Here is a 21,338-nt window from a genome sequence, read left to right on the forward strand (position 1 = left end):
CATGAGCACGACCGAGACGACCCCGGACGCGGGGCTGCCGCTGACGGCGGCACAGCACGGGGTGTGGGTCGCCCAGCGACTCGACCCGGACAGCCCGCTGTACACCTGCGGCGTCTACTTCGACGTACCCGGACCGGTGGACCGCGAGCTGCTGGCCCGGGCCGTGGCGCGCGCGGTGGCCGAGACCGAGGCCCTCAGGCTCCGCTTCCACGAGGACTTCCATAGCGACGTCCACGGCGAAGGGGAGACGGTGCGGCAGGCCGTCGATCCGTCCATACCGGGAGAGCTGGGGTACGTCGACGTCGCCGACGCGGCCGATCCCGCGACCGCCGCCCGCGTCTGGATCGACGCCGACCAGACCCGCCCCATGCGGCCCACCGGCGACCGCCTGTTCGCGCACACCCTGCTGCGGCTCGGCCCCGACCGGCACTGGCTGCACTTCCGGTACCACCACATCCTCCTCGACTTCTACGGACAGGTCCTCTACTGCCGCCGCTTGCTGCAGATCTACACCGCGCTCGCCGCGGGCCAGGAGCCGCAGGACTCCGGTTTCGGCACCCTGAGGGACGTCCTGGCGGACGAGGACGCCTACCTCGGTTCGCCGCGCCGGGAGCGTGACGGGGCGTACTGGCAGGGCGAGTTCGCGGATCTGCCCGAGTCCACCGAACTCGGCACGGGCGCCACCGGTCTCGCCCTCGACCTGCTCGGCGGGGCCGTGCGGCTGCCCGAAGAGACGGCTTGGCGGATGCGCGGGCTCACCGGCTCCCGCTGGTCGGTCCCGGTTATCGCGGCCATGGCGGCCCACACGCACCGGGTCACCGGGGCGCAGGACGTGCTCGTCCGGACGTTCATGGCGGCCCGGCTGAGCCCGCACGCCCTGGCGACGCCCGCGATGCTGGTCAACGATGTGCCGCTGCGCGTACGCGTCGACGGCTCCACGACCTTCGCCGAACTGCTCGACCGCGTCGCCGCGCGCCTGTCCGAGGCGGCCCGGCACCAGCGCTACCCGCACGACGACCTCCGCCGCGACCTCACCGCGGCAGCCCACCCGGGCACCCTGGGCGGGCCCAGCGTCAACATCCTGTCCTTCGCGGCCACCCGCCTGCCGTTCGGCCCCGTCGAGGCCGAGGCGCACCAGCTGGCCTCCGGCCCCGTGCGGGACCTCGCTCTGCACGCCTACGGCGACCCCGAGGCCGGCGACGGCATCGAGCTGACCCTCAACGCCCACCCCGGCCGCTTCACCCCCGAGACCGCCGCCGCGCACCGCGACCGCTACCTGCGGCTGCTCACCACCGCCACCGAGCGGCCCGACCTGCCCATCGGCGCACTCGACCTGCTCGACGACGCCGAGCGGGAACGGTTCCACCACCTGAACGACACCGGGCACGACACCGACGGCCGCCTGCTGGTGGACCTCTTCGAGGAGCGCGCGGCCCAGAACCCGGCGGCCGAGGCCGTCGTCTTCGAGGGCGAGCGCCTGACGTACGGCGAGCTGAACGCCCGCGTCAACCGCATGGCGCACGCCCTGCGCCGCGCGGGCGTCGGGCCCGAGTCCCGGGTGGCGGTGCAGCTGCCGCGATCGGTCGACCTGATCGTGGCCCTGTGGGCGGTGCTGAAGTCCGGCGCCGCCTACGTGCCCGTCGAGACCGGCTATCCAGCCGATCGGATCGCGTACGTCCTCGCCGACTCCCGGGCCTCCTTCGTCATCGACGAGGAGACTGTGCGCGAACCTGGCGCGGGCGAACCCGACACCGACCCGGGCGTGGCCGTGCGCGGGGACAACGCTGCCTACGTCCTCTACACCTCCGGCACCACCGGCCGCCCCAAGGGCACGCTGATCACCCACGTCGCCATCGCCAACCTGCTCGCCTGGATGCAGGACGAGTACCGGCTCACCCCGGCCGACCGGGTCGTGCACAAGACGCCCATTGGCTTCGACGTGTCCGTGTGGGAGGTCTTTTGGACCCTCACTCGGGGCGCGACCCTCGTCGTCGCCCGCCCCGACGGCCACCGCGACCCCGCCTACCTCGCCCGGCTGGTGCGCGACGAGCAGGTCACGATCATCCACTTCGTGCCGGCCATGCTCGGCCTGTTCCTCGACGAGTACGAGACCGTCGCCTCCCTGCGCATGGTCAGCTGCGGCGGCGAGGCGCTGCCAGCCCCCCTCGCCGAGCGCTTCCACCGCGAGTGCGGCGCGCAGCTGCACAACTCCTACGGCCCCACCGAGTTCTCGGTGACCGCCACCTCGCGCGCGTGCGCCCTCGGCGAGCCCGTCACCATCGGCGTGCCGACCCACAACTCCCGCGCCTACGTGCTCGACCCCGCCCTGAAGCCGGTGCCGGCCGGCGTCCCGGGTGAGCTGTATCTCGCGGGCGTCCAGCTCGCGCGCGGCTACCTCGACCGCTCGGCCCAGACCGCCGAGCGGTTCGTCGCCGACCCCTGCGGTCCGTCCGGGACCCGGATGTACCGCACGGGCGACCTGGTGCGCCGCCGGGCCGACGGCGAGCTGGAGTTCGCCGGGCGCGCGGACGACCAGGTGAAGATCAACGGGCAGCGGGTGGAGCCCGCCGAGGTCGAGGCCGTGCTGGCGTCGGTGCCCGGCGTTCGGCAGGCGGTGGTCGTCGTGCACGACACCGCCGCCGGAGCGCGGCAGCTCGTCGGCTACGTCACCGGCGACCCGTCGGCCGACCCGCGCGCCTGGCTCGCCGACCGGCTGCCCGACCACATGGTGCCGGTCGCCGTGCTCACTTTGCCGTCGATCCCCTTGACCCCGAACGGCAAGGTCGACCGCCGCGCCCTGCCCGCGCCCGCCCTTGAGAAGTCGAGCGGGCGCGCACCCGAGACCGCCGCCGAGCGGGTCCTGCACGACATCGCCGCAGGGCTCCTCGGCCGGCCCGAACTCGGCGTGGACGACGACCTGTTCGGGCTCGGCGCCGACAGCATCCACGCCATCCAGCTGGTCAGCCGTGCCCGCCGCCAGGGCCTCGCGCTCACCCCGCAGGACGTCTTCGACCACCCGACGGTCGCCCGCCTCGCAACCGTGGCGGCGGACGCGTCGGCACCGGAACGCGAGGCCCACGACGAGCCGGTCGGCGAGTTCCCCGTGACACCGATGGAGCGGCGGCTCGCCGAACGCGGCGGCCCCACCGCCGGGTTCGCCCAGTCCCTGCTGCTCACCACCGATCCGGGCCTGACGTACGAACTGCTGCGCGGAGCCCTGCAGGCGGTCCTCGACCGCCACTACGCGCTGCGCATGCGCGGCCGGATCATCCGGCCCGTGGGCGCCGTACGGGCCGAGGACTGCCTCGTACGCGCTGTCGACGGGGACATGGAGGGGCAGCGGGAGTCGGCGCGTAAGGCGCTGTCTCCGGACGACGGGGTGATGGTCCGGGCAGTGTGGTTCGACGCCGGGCCCACCGAGCCCGGGCGGCTGCTGCTCGTCCTGCACCACCTCGTCGTCGACGGCGTGTCCTGGCGTATCCTCCTGCCCGACATGGCCGAGGCCCTCACGGCCGCCGCCGCGGACCGCGCCCCCGACCTGTCCCCGGCCGGGACCTCGGTGCGCCGCTGGGCCGGGCACCTCGCCGCACTGGCCGACGACCCCGGCACCCAGGCCGAACTCCCGCTGTGGACCGAGCTGCTGGCCGCCGAGGAGCCCGTTCTGGGCGCCCGCCCGCTCGACCCGGCGCAGGATGTCTACGCGACCGCCCGCACGGTCACCGTCACCGTCCCGGCCGCCCTCACCGACACCCTGCTGACGACGCTGCCCGCCGCGCACCGGGCCACCGCGGACGACATCCTGCTCTCCGCGCTCTCGGCCGCCGTCCAGCGGCAGCGGGGCGAGGGGCCCGTCCTCGTCGACCTGGAGGGCCACGGCCGCGACCACCTGCCCGCCGGGTTCGACCTGAGTACCACCGTCGGCTGGTTCACCCGGATACACCCGGTGCGTCTCGGCCCCGGCACGGACACCGGCCCGCACTCCATCCGGCGCACCAAGGAGGAGTTGCGCGCCGTCCCGCACGGCGGACGCGGCCACGACCTGCTCCACGACCACCTCGCGCACCTGCCTGCCCCGCAGATCGCCTTCAACTACCTCGGCCGCCTGGACGCCGACGACCTCGGCGGCTGGCGCCTCGCCGACGGCACGGACGCCGTGCGGCTGCTCGCCGACGACGGCCTTGCCTGCGCCCACGCCCTGGAGATCGACGCATACGTCCGCGACGGCTCCCTCACCGCCGTATGGACCTACCCCGAGGGCGTGCTCACCGAGGAAGAGGTGCGCGCGCTCGCGGATGCCTGGACCGGCGCGCTGGCCGAGCTCGCCACACACACCCGGGGCGCGCTGAGCGTCTCCGACGTGCCGCTGGTGCGGGTCACCCAGGAGGAGTTGGACCGCTTCCGGGGGGCCGCCGACGTACTGCCGCTCTCCCCGCTCCAGGAGGGCCTGCTCTTCCTTGCCATGTACGAGCCCGACGACCCGTACGTCGGTCAGCTCGTCCTTCAGATCGACGGCGGCTACGACCACGACCGGATGCGCACCGCCGCGACCGCCCTGCTGCACCGCCACCCCCACCTTCGCGTCGCCTTCCGCAGCCGCTCGGCGGGCGCCCCCGTCCAGGTCGTGCCGGACACGGTCCGGCTGCCCTGGGAGGAGCGCGAGGAGGCCGACCTGGAGGCGTTCCTGGCCCGCGACCGGGCGCGCGGCTTCAGCGTCGTACGGCCGCCGCTGCTGCGGTTCACCGCGCTCGGGAACCATCTCGTGCTGACCCACCACCACCTGCTGCTGGACGGCTGGTCGCTGCCGCTGCTGGTGCACGAGTTGTGCACGCTGTACGGCGGCGGGGAACCGCCCGCCGCCGCCCCGTACCGCGACTACCTGGCCTGGCTCACCGCACAGGACCGGCAGGCCGCCACCGAGGCATGGCGCGAGGAACTCGCCGGGCTCGCCGCGCCCACCCTGCTCGCCCCGGCCGGGGCCGCCTCCGACGGGCACGGCGTCCACGAGGTCGCCCTCCCCGAGGCGGTCACCGATGCCCTGACGGCCGTGGCCCGGGAGCACCGGCTCACCCTCAACACCGTCGTGCAGGGCCTGTGGGCGCTGCTGTTGAGCGGACTCACCGGGCGCGACGACGTGACGTTCGGCGCGACCGTGTCCGGGCGCCCGGCGGAGCTGCCCGGCACCGAGACGATGGTCGGCCTGTTCGTCAACACGCTGCCCGTACGGGTGCGCATCGAGCGGGACGAGCCGCTGACGGCGCTGCTGGACCGGCTCCAGCGGGGCCAGCGGGCCCTGCACCCGCACCAGCACGCCTCCCTCGCGGAGATCACCCGCGCGACCGGCTTCGACGCGCTCTTCGACACCGTCATCGCCTTCGAGAACTACCCGATGAGCGACGGCATCGAGGCCGGCGGACTGCGCCTGGCCAGCGCCGAACTCGTCGAGCGCAGCCACTACCCGGTGTCCCTGTCGGTGTTCCCCGGCGCACAGCTCACATTGAAGTTCGCCTACCTCACCGGGGTTCTCGACCCGGCGGCCGTCGAGAGGCTGGCCGACCGGCTGACGGAGCTGCTCGGCCGTTCGGCGGACGGACTTGGCGTGCCCGTGGGCGAGCTGTCGGTGATCGGCGACGAGGACCGGCTGCTGGTCATCGGGGACCGGGCCATGGCCCAGGGCACCGGGCAGGCACCGGCGAAGGCCGGTGGCGGCGTACCCCGCACCCACGAGGAAGAGACTCTCTGCCGCATCGTCGCCGAAGTCCTCGGCATCGACCACGTCGGCGTCGACGACGAGTTCTTCGCCCTCGGCGGCACCTCGATCCTGATGATCCGTCTGGTCCACCGCGTCCGCGACGAGTTCGGCGTGGACCTGTCCCTGCGCGATGTCTTCGCCGCGCCGACCGTCGCCGGGGTCGCCGAGCGGCTGACCGCCGCCGGCCCGCAGGCCAAGCGCATCACGGCCAACGAGCGGCCCGACCGCATCCCGCTGTCGTTCGCGCAGGAGCGCATGTGGTTCCTCCAGCGGCTCCAGCGCGGCTCCGGCACCTACAACATCCCCCTCGCCGTCCGCCTCACCGGCACCCTCGACGCGGACGCCCTCGGCGCCGCGCTGGCCGACTTCGCCGCCCGGCACGAGGCGCTGCGCACGGTCTACCCGGAGGACGAGCAGGGCCCGTACCAGGTCGTGCTGCCCGCGGACACAACCTTCACCATGGAGTTCGTCCGGGACAGCGACCCCGACCTGGCCGCGTCCGCCGCCCGCCCCTTCGACTTGACCCGCGACCTGCCGCTGCGGGCGACGCTCTACGAGACAGGGCCGGACACCTACGTCCTGCTGTTCGTCGTACACCACATCGCCGCGGACGGTGCCTCGCTGCGCGCGATCGCCGACGACATCACCTTCGCCTACCGGGCACGGCTCGCCGGGGAGACACCCGAGTTCGCCGAACTGCCTGTGCAGTACCCGGACTTCGCGGTCTGGCAGCGCGACAGCCTGGCCGCCGATCTGCCCCGCCAGGCCGAGTACTGGAAGCAGGCCCTGGACGACCTGCCGCCGGAGGTCACCTTCCCCGGCGACCGGCCGCGCCCGGCGGTGGCCACGCACCGCGGCGACCACGTGGAGTTCCCCGTCGTCCCGGAGCTCTACCAGCGCATCCTGGACCTGGCCGGCCGTACCCGCACGACCCCGTTCATGATCCTCCAGTCCGCCGTGTCGCTGCTGCTGACGCGGCTCGGCGCGGGCGAGGACATCCCGCTCGGCGGTGTCATCGCCGACCGGCCGGACTCGGCGCTGGACGACGTGGTGGGCGTGTTCATCAACACCCTCGTCTACCGCTTCGACACCTCCGGCGACCCCCGCTTCGAGGAGTTGCTGCTCCGCGTCCGCGAGACTGGCCTCGCCGCCTACGCCCACCAGGGCGTGCCCTTCGAGCGGCTGGTCGAGGAGCTGAACCCGGAGCGCTCCCGTTCCCGGCACGCCTTCTTCCAGGTGATGCTCGCCTGGCTGGACCTCACCGAGGCCCGCTTCGAACTGACCGGCGTCACCGCCGACCCCGGCCCGGTGACCAGCGGCACCGCCAAGTTCGACGTCCACTTCGACTGCCACTTCGACGGCGCCGGTGGTCTGCTGTGCCGTCTGGAGTACACCACCGACCTGTACGACCGGCGTACGGCGGAGAGCTTCGCCGCCCGCTTCGTCCGCGTCCTCGACGCCGTCACCGCCGACCCGGCGCTGCGACTGTCCGAGGTCGACGTACTCGGCGACGCCGAACGCTCCCTGGTGCTGGAGCGCTGGAACGAGACCGCCGTACGGTTCGACGACGAAGGCGCCGACGGTATCAAGGGTGTCAAGGGCTCCGTGGTCGGGCTGTTCGAGGCGTACGCGGCCCGCAACCCGCACGCCGAGGCGGTCCGCTTCGAGGGCGAGAGCGTCACCTACGGTGCGTTCAACACTCGCGTGAACCGGCTCGCGCACGCCCTGCGCGAGCGCGGTATAGGACCCGAGTCGCGGGTCGCGGTGATGTTGCCGCGCTCGGTCGACCTGATGGTGGCCCTGTGGGCGGTGCTCAAGGCGGGCGCCGCGTACGTGCCCATCGACACCGGCTACCCGGCCGACCGCATCGCCTACATCCTCGCCGACTCCGGCGCCCGGCTGCTTGTCTCCGAACGGGACGTGGACGGCTTCGAGCGGATCGCGCCCGACGCCGACGGCTCCGCGGAGAACCCGGGGGTGACGGCGCACGGCGACAACGCCGCCTACGTCATCTACACCTCCGGCTCCACCGGCCGCCCCAAGGGCACCGTCAACACCTACGCGGGCATGGCCAACCGGCTGTGGTGGATGCAGCGCGACCACCGGCTCACCGCCGGGGAGCGGGTGGTGCAGTCCACCCCGGTCAGCTTCGACGTGTCGGTGTGGGAGGTCTTCTGGACCCTCATGTACGGCGGCACCCTCGTCGTCGCCCGGCCCGACGGCCACCGCGATCCGCTCTACCTGGAGCGGCTGATGCAGGAGGAGTCCGTCGCGGTCGTCCACCTCAGCGCGTCCATGCTCGGCGCCTACCTGGCCGAGACCCGGCTGCCCGAATCCGTCCGGCTGGTCGTCTCCGGCGACGAGGCGCTGCCCGCCGAGCTGGTTCGCCGCTTCCACGACGACTCCAGCGCCGTGCTTCTCAACGCCTACGGCCCGACCGAGGCCGCCGTCGACGTCACCGCCTGGGCCGCGCCGGCGGACACCGAGACCGTGCTGATCGGCGGACCGGTCGCCAACACCCGCGCCTACGTGCTCGACGCGACACTGGCCCCGGCCGCCCCCGGGGCGCCCGGTGAGCTGTACGTCGAGGGCGTCCAGCTCGCGCGCGGCTACCTGGACCGGCCCGGATTGACCGCCGAGCGGTTCGTCGCGAGCCCGTACGGCCCGCCCGGCGCCCGCATGTACCGCACCGGGGACGTGGCGCGCTGGACGGCCGACGGCGAGTTGGAGTACCTCGGCCGCGCCGACAACCAGGTCAAGCTGCGCGGCTTCCGCGTCGAACTCGGCGAGATCGAGGACGCGCTGGCCGACCACCCGGCCGTCGCCCAGGCCGCCGCGGCCGTGCACGGGCAGTGGCTCGTCGGCTATGTCGTCCCCGCCTCCCCGGACCTCCCCGTCGACGCCGAGGCGCTGCGCGACCGGCTCGCCGGGCGGCTGCCGGAGTACATGGTCCCTGCCCAGATCGTCGAGCTGGAGGACATGCCGCTCACCCCGAACGGCAAGCTCGACCGCAAGGCGCTGCCTGTGCCCGAGCTGACCCATGCCTCCGGGCGCGGGCCGCGCACCCCACAGGAGGAGATCCTGTGCGGCCTGTTCGCCGAGGTGCTCGGCGCGCCCGAGGTGTCCATCGACGACGACTTCTTCGCCCTCGGTGGCCACTCCCTGCTGGTGACCCGCCTGGCGAGCCGCATCCGGGCCGTGCTGGACGTCGACATCGAGCTGTCGGTGGTGTTCGAGGCCACGACCGTGGCGAAGCTGTCCGCACGGCTCGGCGTCACTGGCCCGCGCCGCTCCGGTGTCGTGGCGCTGCCCCGCGAGGGGCGCCTGCCGCTGTCGTACGCGCAGGAACGGCTGTGGTTCCTGCACCGCTTCGAGGGACCGTCCCCGACGTACAACCTGCCCGTCTCACTGCGCTTGTCCGGCGCCCTCGACGTGCCCGCGCTCACCGCGGCCCTCGCCGACGTGGCGGGACGGCACGAGGCGCTGCGCACGGTCTTCGCCGAGGACGTGCAGGGCCCTCACCAAGTGGTCCTGCAGCCGTCGGCCGTCGCGCCCCTGGCCGTGGTACGCACCGACGAGGACGCCCTCGACGCGCGGCTCGCCGAAGCCGTGCGCACCCCGTTCGACCTGGCCGCCGAACCCCCGCTGCGCGCCACCCTGTTCGACCTCGGCGGCGACGATTACGTGCTGCTGCTCGTGCTGCACCACATCGCCGGCGACGGCGCCTCCATGGCCCCGCTCGCCCGCGACATCGCCGAGGCGTACGCGGCCCGCACCCGGGGCGAGGAACCCGCCTGGGCCGAACTGCCCATCCAGTACGCCGACTTCTCGGTGTGGCAGCGGGCCGCACTGGGCTCGGCCGACGACCCGGACAGCGAACTCACGCGACAGCTCGGCCACTGGCGTACGGCCCTCGCCGGGCTGCCCGAGCAACTGGAGCTGCCCTTCGACCGGCCCCGCCCGGCCCGGCCCACCCACCGCGGCGACACGGTCCCCTTCGCCGTCACGCCCGAGATCCACGAGGCCCTGCTCCAGCTGGCCCGGGAGCGCCACACGACCGTCTTCATGGTCGTCCACGCCGCCCTGGCCGTCCTGCTGCACCGGCTCGGCGCGGGCGACGACATCGTGATCGGCTCCCCGATCGCCAACCGCACCGACGACGCCCTCACGCCCCTGATCGGCTACTTCGCCAACAACCTCGTGCTGCGCACCGACCTGGCCGGCGACCCGGACTTCACCGAGGTCCTGCGCCGGGTACGCGCCGCCGACCTGGCCGCGTACGCCCACCAGGACGTGCCCTTCGAGCGGCTGGTGGAAGCGGTGAACCCGGTGCGCTCCACCTCCCGGCACCCGCTGTTCCAGACCAACCTGAACTTCCACACCGCCGATCAGCAGAGGGTCCTCGACCTCGCCGTCGACCTGCCGGGGCTCTCCGCTCGCGTGCAGCCCGTCGCCTCGCCCGCCGCCAAGTTCGACCTGTCGTTCTTCCTCAGCGAGCGGCCCGAGGGCGGGGTGACCGGGTTCCTGGAGTTCGCCACCGATCTCTTCGACCGTCACACGGCCGCCCGCATCGCGGAGCGCTTCGCCGGTCTGCTCGCGGCCGTGGCGGCTGAACCGGGCCGCCCGGTACGGGAGTTCGACATCGTCTTCGCCGAGGAGCGGCGGCAGCTGCTCACCGAGTGGAACTCCACCGCCCACGAGCTGCCCTCGGGCACTCTCACCGACCTCGTCGAGGCCCAGGTGGCCCGCACCCCTCACGCCCCGGCCGTCGCCCATGGCGCCACCGGGCTGTCGTACGCCGAACTCGACGCCCGCGCCAACCGGATGGCCCGCCACCTGGCGAGCCTGGGCGCCGGTCCCGAGCGGTACGTCGCCGTGCTGCTGCCGGTGTCCGAGGACATCCCGGTGACCCTGCTGGCCGCGCTGAAGACGGGCGCCGGCTATCTGCCGCTGGACCCGGCCCACCCGGCCGACCGGCTCGCGTTCATGCTGGGCGACATCGCCCCGGTCGCCGTGGTCACCACGGCCGAACTCGCGGACACCGTAGGGTCGTTGACGGCCGCCCCGGTGGTGCTGCCCGACGACCCGACGATCGGCAGGCAGCCGTCCGAGCCGCTCACCGGTATCGTCCGGCGGCCGGGGCACAGCGCGTTCGTCATCTTCACCTCCGGGTCGACCGGGCGCCCCAAGGCGGTCGTCGTCGAGCACCGCTCGCTGGTGGCGTATCTGGCCTGGGCGACGCACGAGTACGAGAGCCTGCGCCGCCGCGTCCTGGTGCACTCGCCCGTCTCCTTCGACCTCACCGCGACCGGTCTGTTCGGCCCGCTGATCTCCGGCGGCTGCGTGGAGCTGGTCCGCTGGACCTCCAGCGGCCCGGACCCGGAGGCGGCGGTCGCCCGGCCCGACTTCGTCAAGGCCACCCCCAGCCATCTGCATCTGCTCGGTGTCGTGCCCGACGAGTACTCGCCGAGCGGCCAACTCGTCCTGGGCGGCGAGTCGTTGCTCGGTGACGTCCTGGACGCCTGGCGTGCCCGGCACCCCGGGGTGACCGTCCTCAACGAGTACGGCCCGACCGAGACGACCGTCGGGTGCAGCCTGTTCCGTATCGAGCCTGGTGATGCCGTGCCCCCCGGTGTGATCACCATTGGCACCCCGGCCTGGAACACCCGGATGTATGTGCTCGACGCCCTGTTCCGCCCGGCCCCGGTCGGCACCGCGGGTGAGCTGTACGTCGCCGGAGACCTGGTCACCCGCGGCTACCACGGCCGTCCGGGCCTGACCGCCGGGCGTTTCGTCGCCAACCCGTACGGCCCGCCCGGGTCGCGGATGTACCGCACCGGTGACGTGGCGCGGTGGACGGCCGCCGGGCGGCTGGAGTTCGTCAGCCGCGTCGACGACCAGGTGAAGATCCGCGGCTTCCGTATCGAACTCGGTGAGGTGGAGGCGATGCTGACCGCCCAGCCGGGCATCGACCGGGCCGCCGTGGTGGTGCGCGAGGACCAGCCCGGCGACAAGCGGCTCGTGGCCTATGTGGTGGCGGAGCCGGGTGTTCCGGCCGACCCCGCCGCCCTGCGTGCGGCTGCCGCGCAGGCCCTGCCCGACTACATGGTTCCGGCCGCCTTCGTCCCGCTGGAGACCCTGCCGTTCACTCCGAACGGCAAGATCGACCGCAGGGCGTTGCCCGCGCCCGACCGCGCCGCCGGGCAGCCGGACAAGACCCCGGTCGAGGGCCTTCAGCGGCAGGTGGCGGACATCTTCGCGGCCGTCCTCGGCGTGAGCGAGGTCGGCCCCGACGACAACTTCTTCTGGCTCGGCGGGCACTCCCTGCTCGTCGCCCAGCTGGTCAACCGGGTCCGGGCCGACTTCGGTGCCGAGCTGTCCATCCGGGACGTCTTCGACCGGCCGACCGTCGCCGGGGTCGCCGAACTGCTGGGCGCACGCGCCGGGCAGGGCGCGCGGCCCGCGCTGGTGAGGCGCGACCGTCCGGAGCGGCTGCCGCTGTCGGCGGCGCAGCGCCGGATGTGGTTCCTCGACCGGCTCGAGGGCCCGTCGGAGACGTACACCATCCCGATCGTCCTGCGCCTGACCGGCAGGCTCGACGCCGACGCGCTGCGCGCCGCCTTCGGGGACGTGGTCCGGCGGCACGAGGTGCTGCGGACCGTGATCGCGGAGGACGCCGAGGGCCCGCACCAGGTCGTCACCGACAGCGAGCCGCCCTTGGCGGTCGTGCTGTGCGAGCCGTCCGGCTTCGCCGACGCGGTGGCTCACGCGGCCCGGGTCCCCGTCGCTCTGGACCGCGAACTGCCCGTCCGCGCCACGCTGTTCAGCGACGGCCAGCGGGAACACGTCCTGCTGCTGCTCATCCACCACATCGCGGGCGACGGCGCCTCCATGCGCCCCCTCGCGGACGGCCTGTCCACCGCGTACGCGGCCCGTCTCGACGGCCGCGAGCCCGACTGGGCGCCACTGCCCGTCCAGTACGCCGACTACGCGCTGTGGCAGGGCGAACTCCCCGGCGACCAGCTGGAGTTCTGGACGGCCGAGCTGGCCGGCCTCCCCGAGCAGACCGAGCTGCCCACCGACCGGCCCCGCCCCGCGGCGATGTCGTACCGGGGCGGCACGGTCTCCTTCACGGTGGCCGCCGAACTGCGGGAGCGGGCCGAACGCCTGGGCCGTGAGCGGGACGCCAGCGCCTTCATGGTGGCGCACGCCACCCTCGTCACCCTGCTGGCCCGCCTCGGCGCCGGGGACGACATCGTCGTCGGCAGCCCCGTCGAGGGCCGCCCGGACAGCGCGCTCGACGACCTCGTCGGGCTCTTCGCCAACACGCTGGTGCTGCGCGCCGACGCCTCCGGCAACCCGGCCTTCGCCGAGCTGCTCGACCGCGTGCGGCGGGCCGATGTGGCGGCGTACGCCCACGCCGAAGTGCCCTTCGAGCAACTGGTGGAGGAGCTGAACCCGAAGCGGTCGCGCTCCCGGCACCCGCTGTTCCAGGTGATGCTGACCTTCAATGAGCACAGCACGCCGCCCACCCTGCCCGGCCTCACGGTCGCGCCGGCGGACGCGCCCGGCGACCGGGCCAAGTTCGACCTGTCGTTCACGCTGACGCAGAACGCGGCGGGTGGCTGGGACGGCACGGTCGAGTACGCCGCCGACCTGTTCGACCGCACCACCGCCGAGCGCGTCGCCGAGCAGTACCCGCGCCTGCTGAACACGGCCGTCACGGACCCCGCGCGGCCGATCTACGCCCTTGACCTGCTGACCGAGGCCGAGCGCGAGGAACTGCTCGTGCGGTGGCAGGGTGACACCGCGGGCGGCACGGACCGCACGCTGCCGGAGCTGTTCGAGGCGCAGGTGGCCCAGACCCCCGACGCCGTCGCGGCCGTCTCCGACGGCACGACACTGACGTACGACGGACTGAACCGCAGGGCCAACCGGCTCGCCCGGCACCTGAACGCGCTCGGCGCCGGCCCGGAGAGTGTCGTCGCCGTCGTCCTGCCGCGCCGCGCCGACACCCTCGCCGTGCTGCTAGCCGTCCTGAAGGCGGGGGCGGCCTATTTGCCGATCGACCCGGCTAACCCGGCCGCCCGCATCGACAGCCTGGCCGCCGACGCGGGCGCCCGCCTGGTCGTCACCGAGAGCGTGCTCGCCGACTGGGCGCCCGCCCTGGACGCATACGCCGACGGCGACCCGGGCGTGCCGGTGCACCCCCGGCAGGCCGCCTACCTGATCTACACCTCCGGCTCGACGGGCCGCCCCAAGGGCGTCGTCGTCGAACACACCTCGCTGGCCGCCTACCTGAGCCGGGCCGCCGAACTGTACCCGGCGGCCTCCGGCGAGGCCGTGGTGCACTCCTCGCTCGCCTTCGACATGCCGGTCACCACGCTCTTCGCCCCGCTGATCAGCGGCGGCCGGGTCCGGTTCGGTGACCTCGATGAGCACACGGAACGCCCGGACCTGCTCAAGATCACCCCCAGCCATCTGAAGCTGCTGGAAACCCTGCCGGACCGGACCTCCGATGCCCGCAACCTGGTCATCGGAGGAGAGGCACTCGACGGCGACCTGCTCCAGCGCTGGCGCGAGAGGCACCCGGACGCCCTGATCGTCAACGAGTACGGGCCCACCGAGGCGACCGTGGGCTGCGTCGTCCACGAGATCGCACCGGGCGACCAACTCACTCCTGGCTCCGTGCCCATCGGGCGGCCCCTCGCGGGTGCGCGGGTGTATGTGCTGGACGCGTATCTGCGGCCCGTCCCCGACGGGGTGTGGGGTGAGCTGTACCTCGCCGGACCCCAGCTCGCCCGTGGCTACGCGGGCCGGCCGGGGCAGAGCGCCGTGCGGTTCGTCGCCGACCCGTTCGGGCCTGCGGGCAGCCGGATGTACCGGGTGGGCGACCGGGCCCGCTGGAGCCACGGCGGCGTGCTGGAGTTCGCCGGACGTGTCGACGACCAAGTGAAGATCCGCGGCTACCGCGTCGAACCCGGCGAGATCGAGGCCGCGTTGACCGCCCTCGACCAGATCTCTGCCGCGGCGGTCGTCGCCCGCGAGGACCGGCCGGGCGACCTGCGGCTCGTCGCCTACGTCGTCCCTGCCGCGCTGCCGCTGACCGTCGACGCGGTCCGGACGGTGCTGGCGGCCTCGCTGCCCGCGTACCTCGTCCCGTCGGCGTTCGTCGAGCTCGACCGGATCCCGCTGACCCCCAACGGCAAGCTCGACCGCAGGGCCCTCCCGGCACCCCAGGCCGCGCACACCACGGGACGCGGGCCCCGCACGGAGCGGGAGGAGGCCCTGTGCGGGCTGTTCGCCGAGGTCCTCGGCGTGCCCGAGGTCGGGGTCGACGACGACTTCTTCGCGCTCGGCGGCCACTCGCTGCTGGCCACCGTCCTGGCCAACCGCATCCGCGCGGAACTCGGACTGAGCGTCGAGTTGAGGCAGCTCTTCGACACGCCGACCGTCGCCGCACTCGCCGAGACGCTGCCCGAGGCCGCGTGGCCCGAACCGGTCACCGCCGCCGAGCGCCCCGACCGGCTGCCGCTGTCCTACGCCCAGGAACGCATGTGGTTCCTGGGCGTCCTGGACGGGCCGTCCGACGCCTACAACGTGCCCGTCGCCCTGCGCCTGACCGGCGAGGTCGACCTTACGGCCCTATGCGCCGCGCTGGCCGATGTCGTCGCCCGACACGAGCCGCTGCGCACGGTCTACGTCGGCGACGCCCAGGGCCCCCGGCAGGTCGTCCTGCGCGCCGACGCCGCCGCACCGGACCTCACCGTGCGGTCCGTCACGGCGGAAGAATTGCCCGAAGCCCTGGCCGAGGCCGCCCGCCACCGGTTCGACCTCGCCCGCACCGGACCGCTGCGGGCCTGGTGCCTGACGCTCTCCGAGCGGGAGTATGTCCTGGTCCTGGTGGTGCACCACATCGCCGTCGACGCGGTGTCGATGGCCCCGCTCGCGCGCGGCCTGAGCGAGGCGTACACGGCACGGCTGGCCGGGCAGGCCCCGAACTGGCGCCCGCTGGACGTGGGGTACGCCGACTACGCGCTCTGGCAGCGCCGCGCCCTCGGCTCCGAGAGCGACGACGGCAGCGGGATCGCACGCCAGCTGCGGCACTGGACCGAGCTGCTGTCCGGCGCCCCGGCCCAGCTGCCGCTGCCGCTCGACCGGCCCCGGCCGGCCGTCGCCTCCCGCCGAGGGGACGCCGTGGGCTTCACGGTCCCCGCCGAACTGCACGAGGCGCTCATCGGGCTGGCCCGGCGGGAAGACGCCACGCTGTTCATGGTCCTGCACGCCGCGTTCGCCACCCTCCTGGCCGGGCATGGCGCCGGGGACGACATCGTCATGGGCACCCCCGTCGCCGGGCGCACCGACGCGGCCGTGCACGACCTCGTCGGCCTGTTCGTCAACACCCTGGCCCTGCGCACCGACACCGGGGGCGCCCCCACCTTCGCGGAGCTGCTGCGCCGGGTGCGGGCCACCGATCTGGACGCCTACGCCCATCAGGACGTGCCCTTCGAACGGGTCGTGGAGGCGCTGAACCCCGAGCGGTCCACGGCGCAGGAGCCGGTCGTCCAAGTGACGCTCATGCTCGACAACACGGGCGGCTCCGTTGCGCTTGACCTGCCCGGCGTCGCGGTGGCCGAGGAGCCGCTGTCCGCGCCGACGGCCAAGTTCGACCTGTCGCTGTCCTTCCTGCACCGGCCGGACGGCACCCTCGACGGCGAGTTCGTCTACGCGACCGACCTGTTCGACCGCGTCTCGGTCGAGCGGTTGGCGGAACGGCTGACCCACCTGCTCTCCGCGGTCACGACGGACGCCGACGTACCGCTGAGCGGGCTCTCCCTGCTGACGTCCGAGGACCGCCGAGCGCTGCTCAGCGCGGGCGGGGACCGGACCGGCATGCCCGACGGCGTCCGCGCGCACGTCCTGGACGCCTCCCTGCGTCCGGTACCGCCGGGCGTCCCGGGCGAGCTGTACCTGGCGGGACCCGAAGCGGCCCTCGCGCAGTGCGCACCGGCCGACGGGGACGCCGGACGGTTTGTGGCCGACCGGTCCGGATCACGGCTGTACCGCACGGGTGAGCTGGCCCGGTGCACGGTGGACGGGCACCTTGAGCCCCTCGGCCGCGCTGAGGACCTGGTGATCCTGCGCGGCTTCCGAGTGAACCTCAACGAGGTGCGCACCGCCCTGCTGGGTCTGCCGGAGGTGGCGGAGGCCGAGGTCGCCGTGGACGGCGACGCGGACCGCCGTACCTTGGTCGCCCAGGTCGTCCCGGCCCCCGGCCACCGCTTCGACCGGGCCGCCCTGCGGGCGGGGCTCGCCGAGTTGCTGCCCGGCTACCAGGTGCCGTCCCGGATCGTCGTGGCCGACGACCCGGCGTCGTACGGCGACGACGACGGCCCGCGCACCGCGCGGGCGCCGAGGACACCGCACGAGTCGATCCTGTGCGGGCTGTTCGCCGGCGTCCTCGGTGTGCCCGAAGTGTCGGTCGACGCCGACTTTTTCGAGTACGGCGGCAACTCACTCGGGGCCATCCGGCTGGTCAGCCGCATCCGTTCCGTGCTCGGCGTCGACCTGCCGCTGCGCGCGATCTTCCTGGCGCCCACCCCGGCCGGGGTGGCCGCCCGCCTGGACGGCGCCGCCGCGGCCCGGCCGGCCGTCGAGGCAGGGCAGAGGCCGGACCGGCTGCCCCTGTCCTACCCGCAGCAGCGGCTGTGGTTCCTGCACCGGTACGAGGGCCCGTCGGCGACGTACAACATCCCGCTGGCCCTGCGCCTGACCGGCCCGCTGGACGCGGACGCGCTCTCCGCCGCGCTGACCGACGTGGTCGCCCGGCACGAGAGCCTGCGCACCGTGCTCGCCGAGGACGAGGACGGCGCGTACCAGATCGTGCTCCCGGCCGATGCCACCACGGCGTCGCTGACCGTGCGGACCGTGACCCCCGACGAGGTCCCGGACCGGATCGCCGAGGCGGCGGCGTACGCCTTCGACCTCACCGCCGAAATCCCCCTGCGGGCCTGGCTGTTCGAACAGGCGGCGGACGACGCCGTACTGCTGCTGCTCGTCCACCACATCGCCGGGGACGCCGAATCGCTGCGGCCGCTCGCCGACGACCTGGCCGCCGCCTACCGGTCCCGGCTCGCGGGACGGCCGCCGCGGTGGGCGCCCCTTCGGGTCCAGTACGCCGACTTCGCCCTGTGGCAGAACCACATCCTCGGCGACGCCGGTGATCCCGAGAGCCACAGCGGACGCCAACTCGCCTACTGGTGCGAGGTGTTGACGGGCCTTCCAGAGGAGCTGAACCTGCCCGCCGACCGGCCCCGCCCTGCCCACGCCACAGGCACCGGCGCGGCCGTGCCCCTGGAGATCGGCCCGGAGCTGCACCAGCGGCTCGCCGAGGTCGCCGAGGCCCATGGCAGCACCGTGTTCATGGCGCTCCAGGCCGCTCTCGCCGCACTGCTCACCCGGCTCGGCGCGGGCGAGGACCTGCCCATCGGCGTGCCCACCGCGGGCCGCGGGGACGAGGCGCTGGACGGCGTGGTCGGGTTCTTCCTCAACACGCTGGTGCTGCGCACCGACACCTCGGGCGACCCGGCCTTCGCCGAAATTCTCGGCCGGGTGCGCCGCACCGCGCTGGACGCCTACGAGCACCAGGACCTGCCGTTCGAGCACATCGTGGAGGCCCTGAACCCGGCCAGGTCCGCGGCCCGGCACCCGCTGTTCCAGGTGATGCTGTCGTTCCGCAACAACGCCGAGGCCAGGTTCGAACTCCCGGACCTGACCGTGGAGCCCCTCCCGGCGGGCCTGCCTTCCGCCAAGTTCGACCTGTCGTTCAGCGTCACCGAGCAGTTCGACACGCAGGGCGCCCCGGCCGGACTGAGCGGCGAGATCCAGTACGCCACCGCGCTGTTCGACGAGGAGACCGTCGCCCGCCTCGGTGAGCGGCTGCTGCTCCTGCTGGACGGGGCCGTACGCGAACCGGACACCCCCATTGGCGCGTTGGAGGTACTGCTGCCCGACGAGCGCCGTGCGCTGCTCGTCGACTGGCACGCCACGGCGATCACGGAGCCCCCGGCCACGCTCGCCTCGCTCTTCGAGCACACGGTCGCCGCCCACCCGGACGCGCTCGCGGTGATCGCGGGCGACACCTCGGTGACCTACGCCGAACTCAACCGCCGTGCCAACCAGTTGGCGCACCTGCTCATCGGCGAGGGGGTCGGGCCCGAGTCGGTCGTGGCTCTGGCCCTGCCGCGCTCGCTCGACCTGCTGGTCGCCGCGCACGCGGTCGCCAAGGCGGGAGCCGCCTACACGCCCGTCGACCCGGACAACCCGGCGTCGCGGACGGCCGGAATGCTCCAGGACGCCGGTGCGGCGGCGGTGCTCACCACGGCCGCCCACGCCACGGCCTTCCCGGCGGAGGCACCCCTCGTGGTCCTGGACGACCCGGCGACCGCGGCCCGGATCGCCGCCGCCCGGGACACCGACCCGACCGACGCCGACCGGGTGGCCCCGCTGCGGCAGGGCAACGCCGCGTACGTCATGTTCACCTCGGGCTCGACCGGGCGGCCCAAGGGCGTGGTCGTCTCCCAGGCGTCGGTGGTCAACCACCTGCGCTGGCTCCAGCACGCGTACGGGCTGACCCCCGAGGACCGGGTGCTGCAGAAGACGCCCATCGCCTTCACCGTGTCCGTGTGGGAGCTGTTCTGGCCCTTCCAGGCCGGAGCCACCACGGTGGTGGCCGAACCCGACGGGCACCGCGACCCGCACTACCTGGCCCGCACGATCGCCCGGCACGCCGTCACCACCGTGCACTTCGTGCCGTCGATGCTGGAGATCCTCCTCGTCGAGGGCCGCCGGGAGGAGTTCGCGAGCCTGCGCCGGATCTTCGTCGGCGGCGAGGCCCTGTCCCGGGACCTGTACGACCGTTGCACCGCGGCCTGGGGCGTCCCGCTGCACTACAAGTACGGCTCCACCGAGGTCACCTGCGACGCGACCGTGTGGGACCCGGAGACGGAGCCCGGCGACCGGCCCCTGGTGACCATCGGCCGACCGATCGACAACACCCGCGCCTACGTCCTCGACGCGGCCCTCAGGCCCGTTCCCCCCGGCGTACCCGGCGAGCTCTACATCGCCGGAGCCCAGGTCACCCGCGGCTACGCGGGCCAGCCGGTGCTCACCGCCGAGCGGTTCGTGCCGAACCCGTACGAGACCGGGGCCCTGATGTACCGCACCGGCGACCTGGTCAAGTGGGACCGCGAGGGACGGCTGCACTTCGTCAGCCGCGCGGACCAGCAGCTGAAGGTCCGCGGCATCCGCGTCGAGCCGGGCGAGAGCGAGGCGGCGCTCACGGAGCAGCCGGGTGTGCGCCGGGCCGTGGTCGTGCTGCGCGACGAGACGCTCGTCGCCTACGTCACCGGCGATGCGGATCCGGACGAGCTGCGCCGTCGGCTCGCGTCCCGCCTGCCCGCCCACCTCGTACCGGCGTTCGTCGTGCCGCTGTCGGAGCTGCCGTACAACGCCAACGGAAAGGTGGACCGCGCAGCTCTGCCCGCCCCGGACCGGACGCCCACGGGTACCGGCCGCGCACCGGCCACGGAGGACGAGCACCTCCTGTGCGACCTGTTCGCCGACGCGCTCGGCCTGCCCGAGGTTGGGGTCGACGACGACTTCTTCGCCCTCGGCGGTCACTCCTTGCTGGCCACCCGGCTCATCACCCGCATCCAGCGCAAGCTGGACGTGCGGCTGACCGTACGGGCCCTGTTCGAGGCGCCCACCGTCGCGTCCCTGGCCGTACGGCTGCGATCCGGGGACGAGGCGGAGCACGATCCACTGGCGATGCTGCTGCCGCTGCGCACGGGCGGCACCGGCACCCCGGTGTTCTGCATGCACCCCCTGGGCGGTCTGAGCTGGATCTACGCCAACCTTGCCCGCCACCTCGACGCCCGCCACCCGGTCTACGGCCTCCAGGCCGCGGGACTCGACGGCCACAGCGAACGGGCCGGGAGCATCCGCGACATGGCCGCGCAGTATGTGGCCCGGATCCGTGAGGTGCGGCCGCACGGCCCGTACCGCCTGGTGGGCTGGTCGTTCGGCGGGCTCGTCACCCAGGAGATGGCGGTCCAGCTCCAGGAGGCGGGCGAGGAGGTCGAGCTGCTCATGCTGCTCGACACCTACCCGAGGGACCCGGGCGGGTCCGAGCGTCCCGAGGCGGAGCTACTCGACGGCCTGACCCCGCCGGAGGAGCTGGCGACCCTCACCCCGGCCCAACTCGATGCCGCGCAGGCCGTGTTGGTGAACAACGACCGCATCGCTGCCCGCCACACGCCGCGCGCCTTCCAAGGCGACCTCGTCTTCTGCCGTGCCCTGCGCCTGGAGGACGGCGAGACACGACGCGAGCCGGACCTGTGGCGGCCTTGCATCACCGGCCGCGTCGACGTCCACCCGGTCGACGCCACCCACAACGGCATGCTCGCCGACCGTCCGGCAGCTCATATCGGCCGCCTGCTGGCGGAGCTGCTGCGCACGGCCGACCAGACCGACTGACCAGGCCGACCTGCCTGGCCGACCGAATACACCGACCCGGCAGGCCCGTCGA

General features: G+C 73.7%; 1 protein-coding gene. It reads left to right on the top strand.

The genetic code is table 11. The annotated features are described in order from the left end of the window. Position 1: 1 nt before the first annotated feature. Positions 2 to 21,286 carry a non-ribosomal peptide synthase/polyketide synthase gene (locus tag G6048_RS23280; RefSeq protein ID WP_165341536.1) on the top strand — a complete coding sequence of 7,095 codons (21,285 nt, stop codon included), beginning with the start codon at positions 2 to 4 and terminating at the stop codon, positions 21,284 to 21,286. The last annotated feature ends 52 nt before the right edge of the window (positions 21,287 to 21,338 follow it).

The sequence above is a fragment of the Streptomyces ureilyticus genome (genome assembly GCF_011045025.1).
Lineage (GTDB): Bacteria > Actinomycetota > Actinomycetes > Streptomycetales > Streptomycetaceae > Streptomyces > Streptomyces ureilyticus.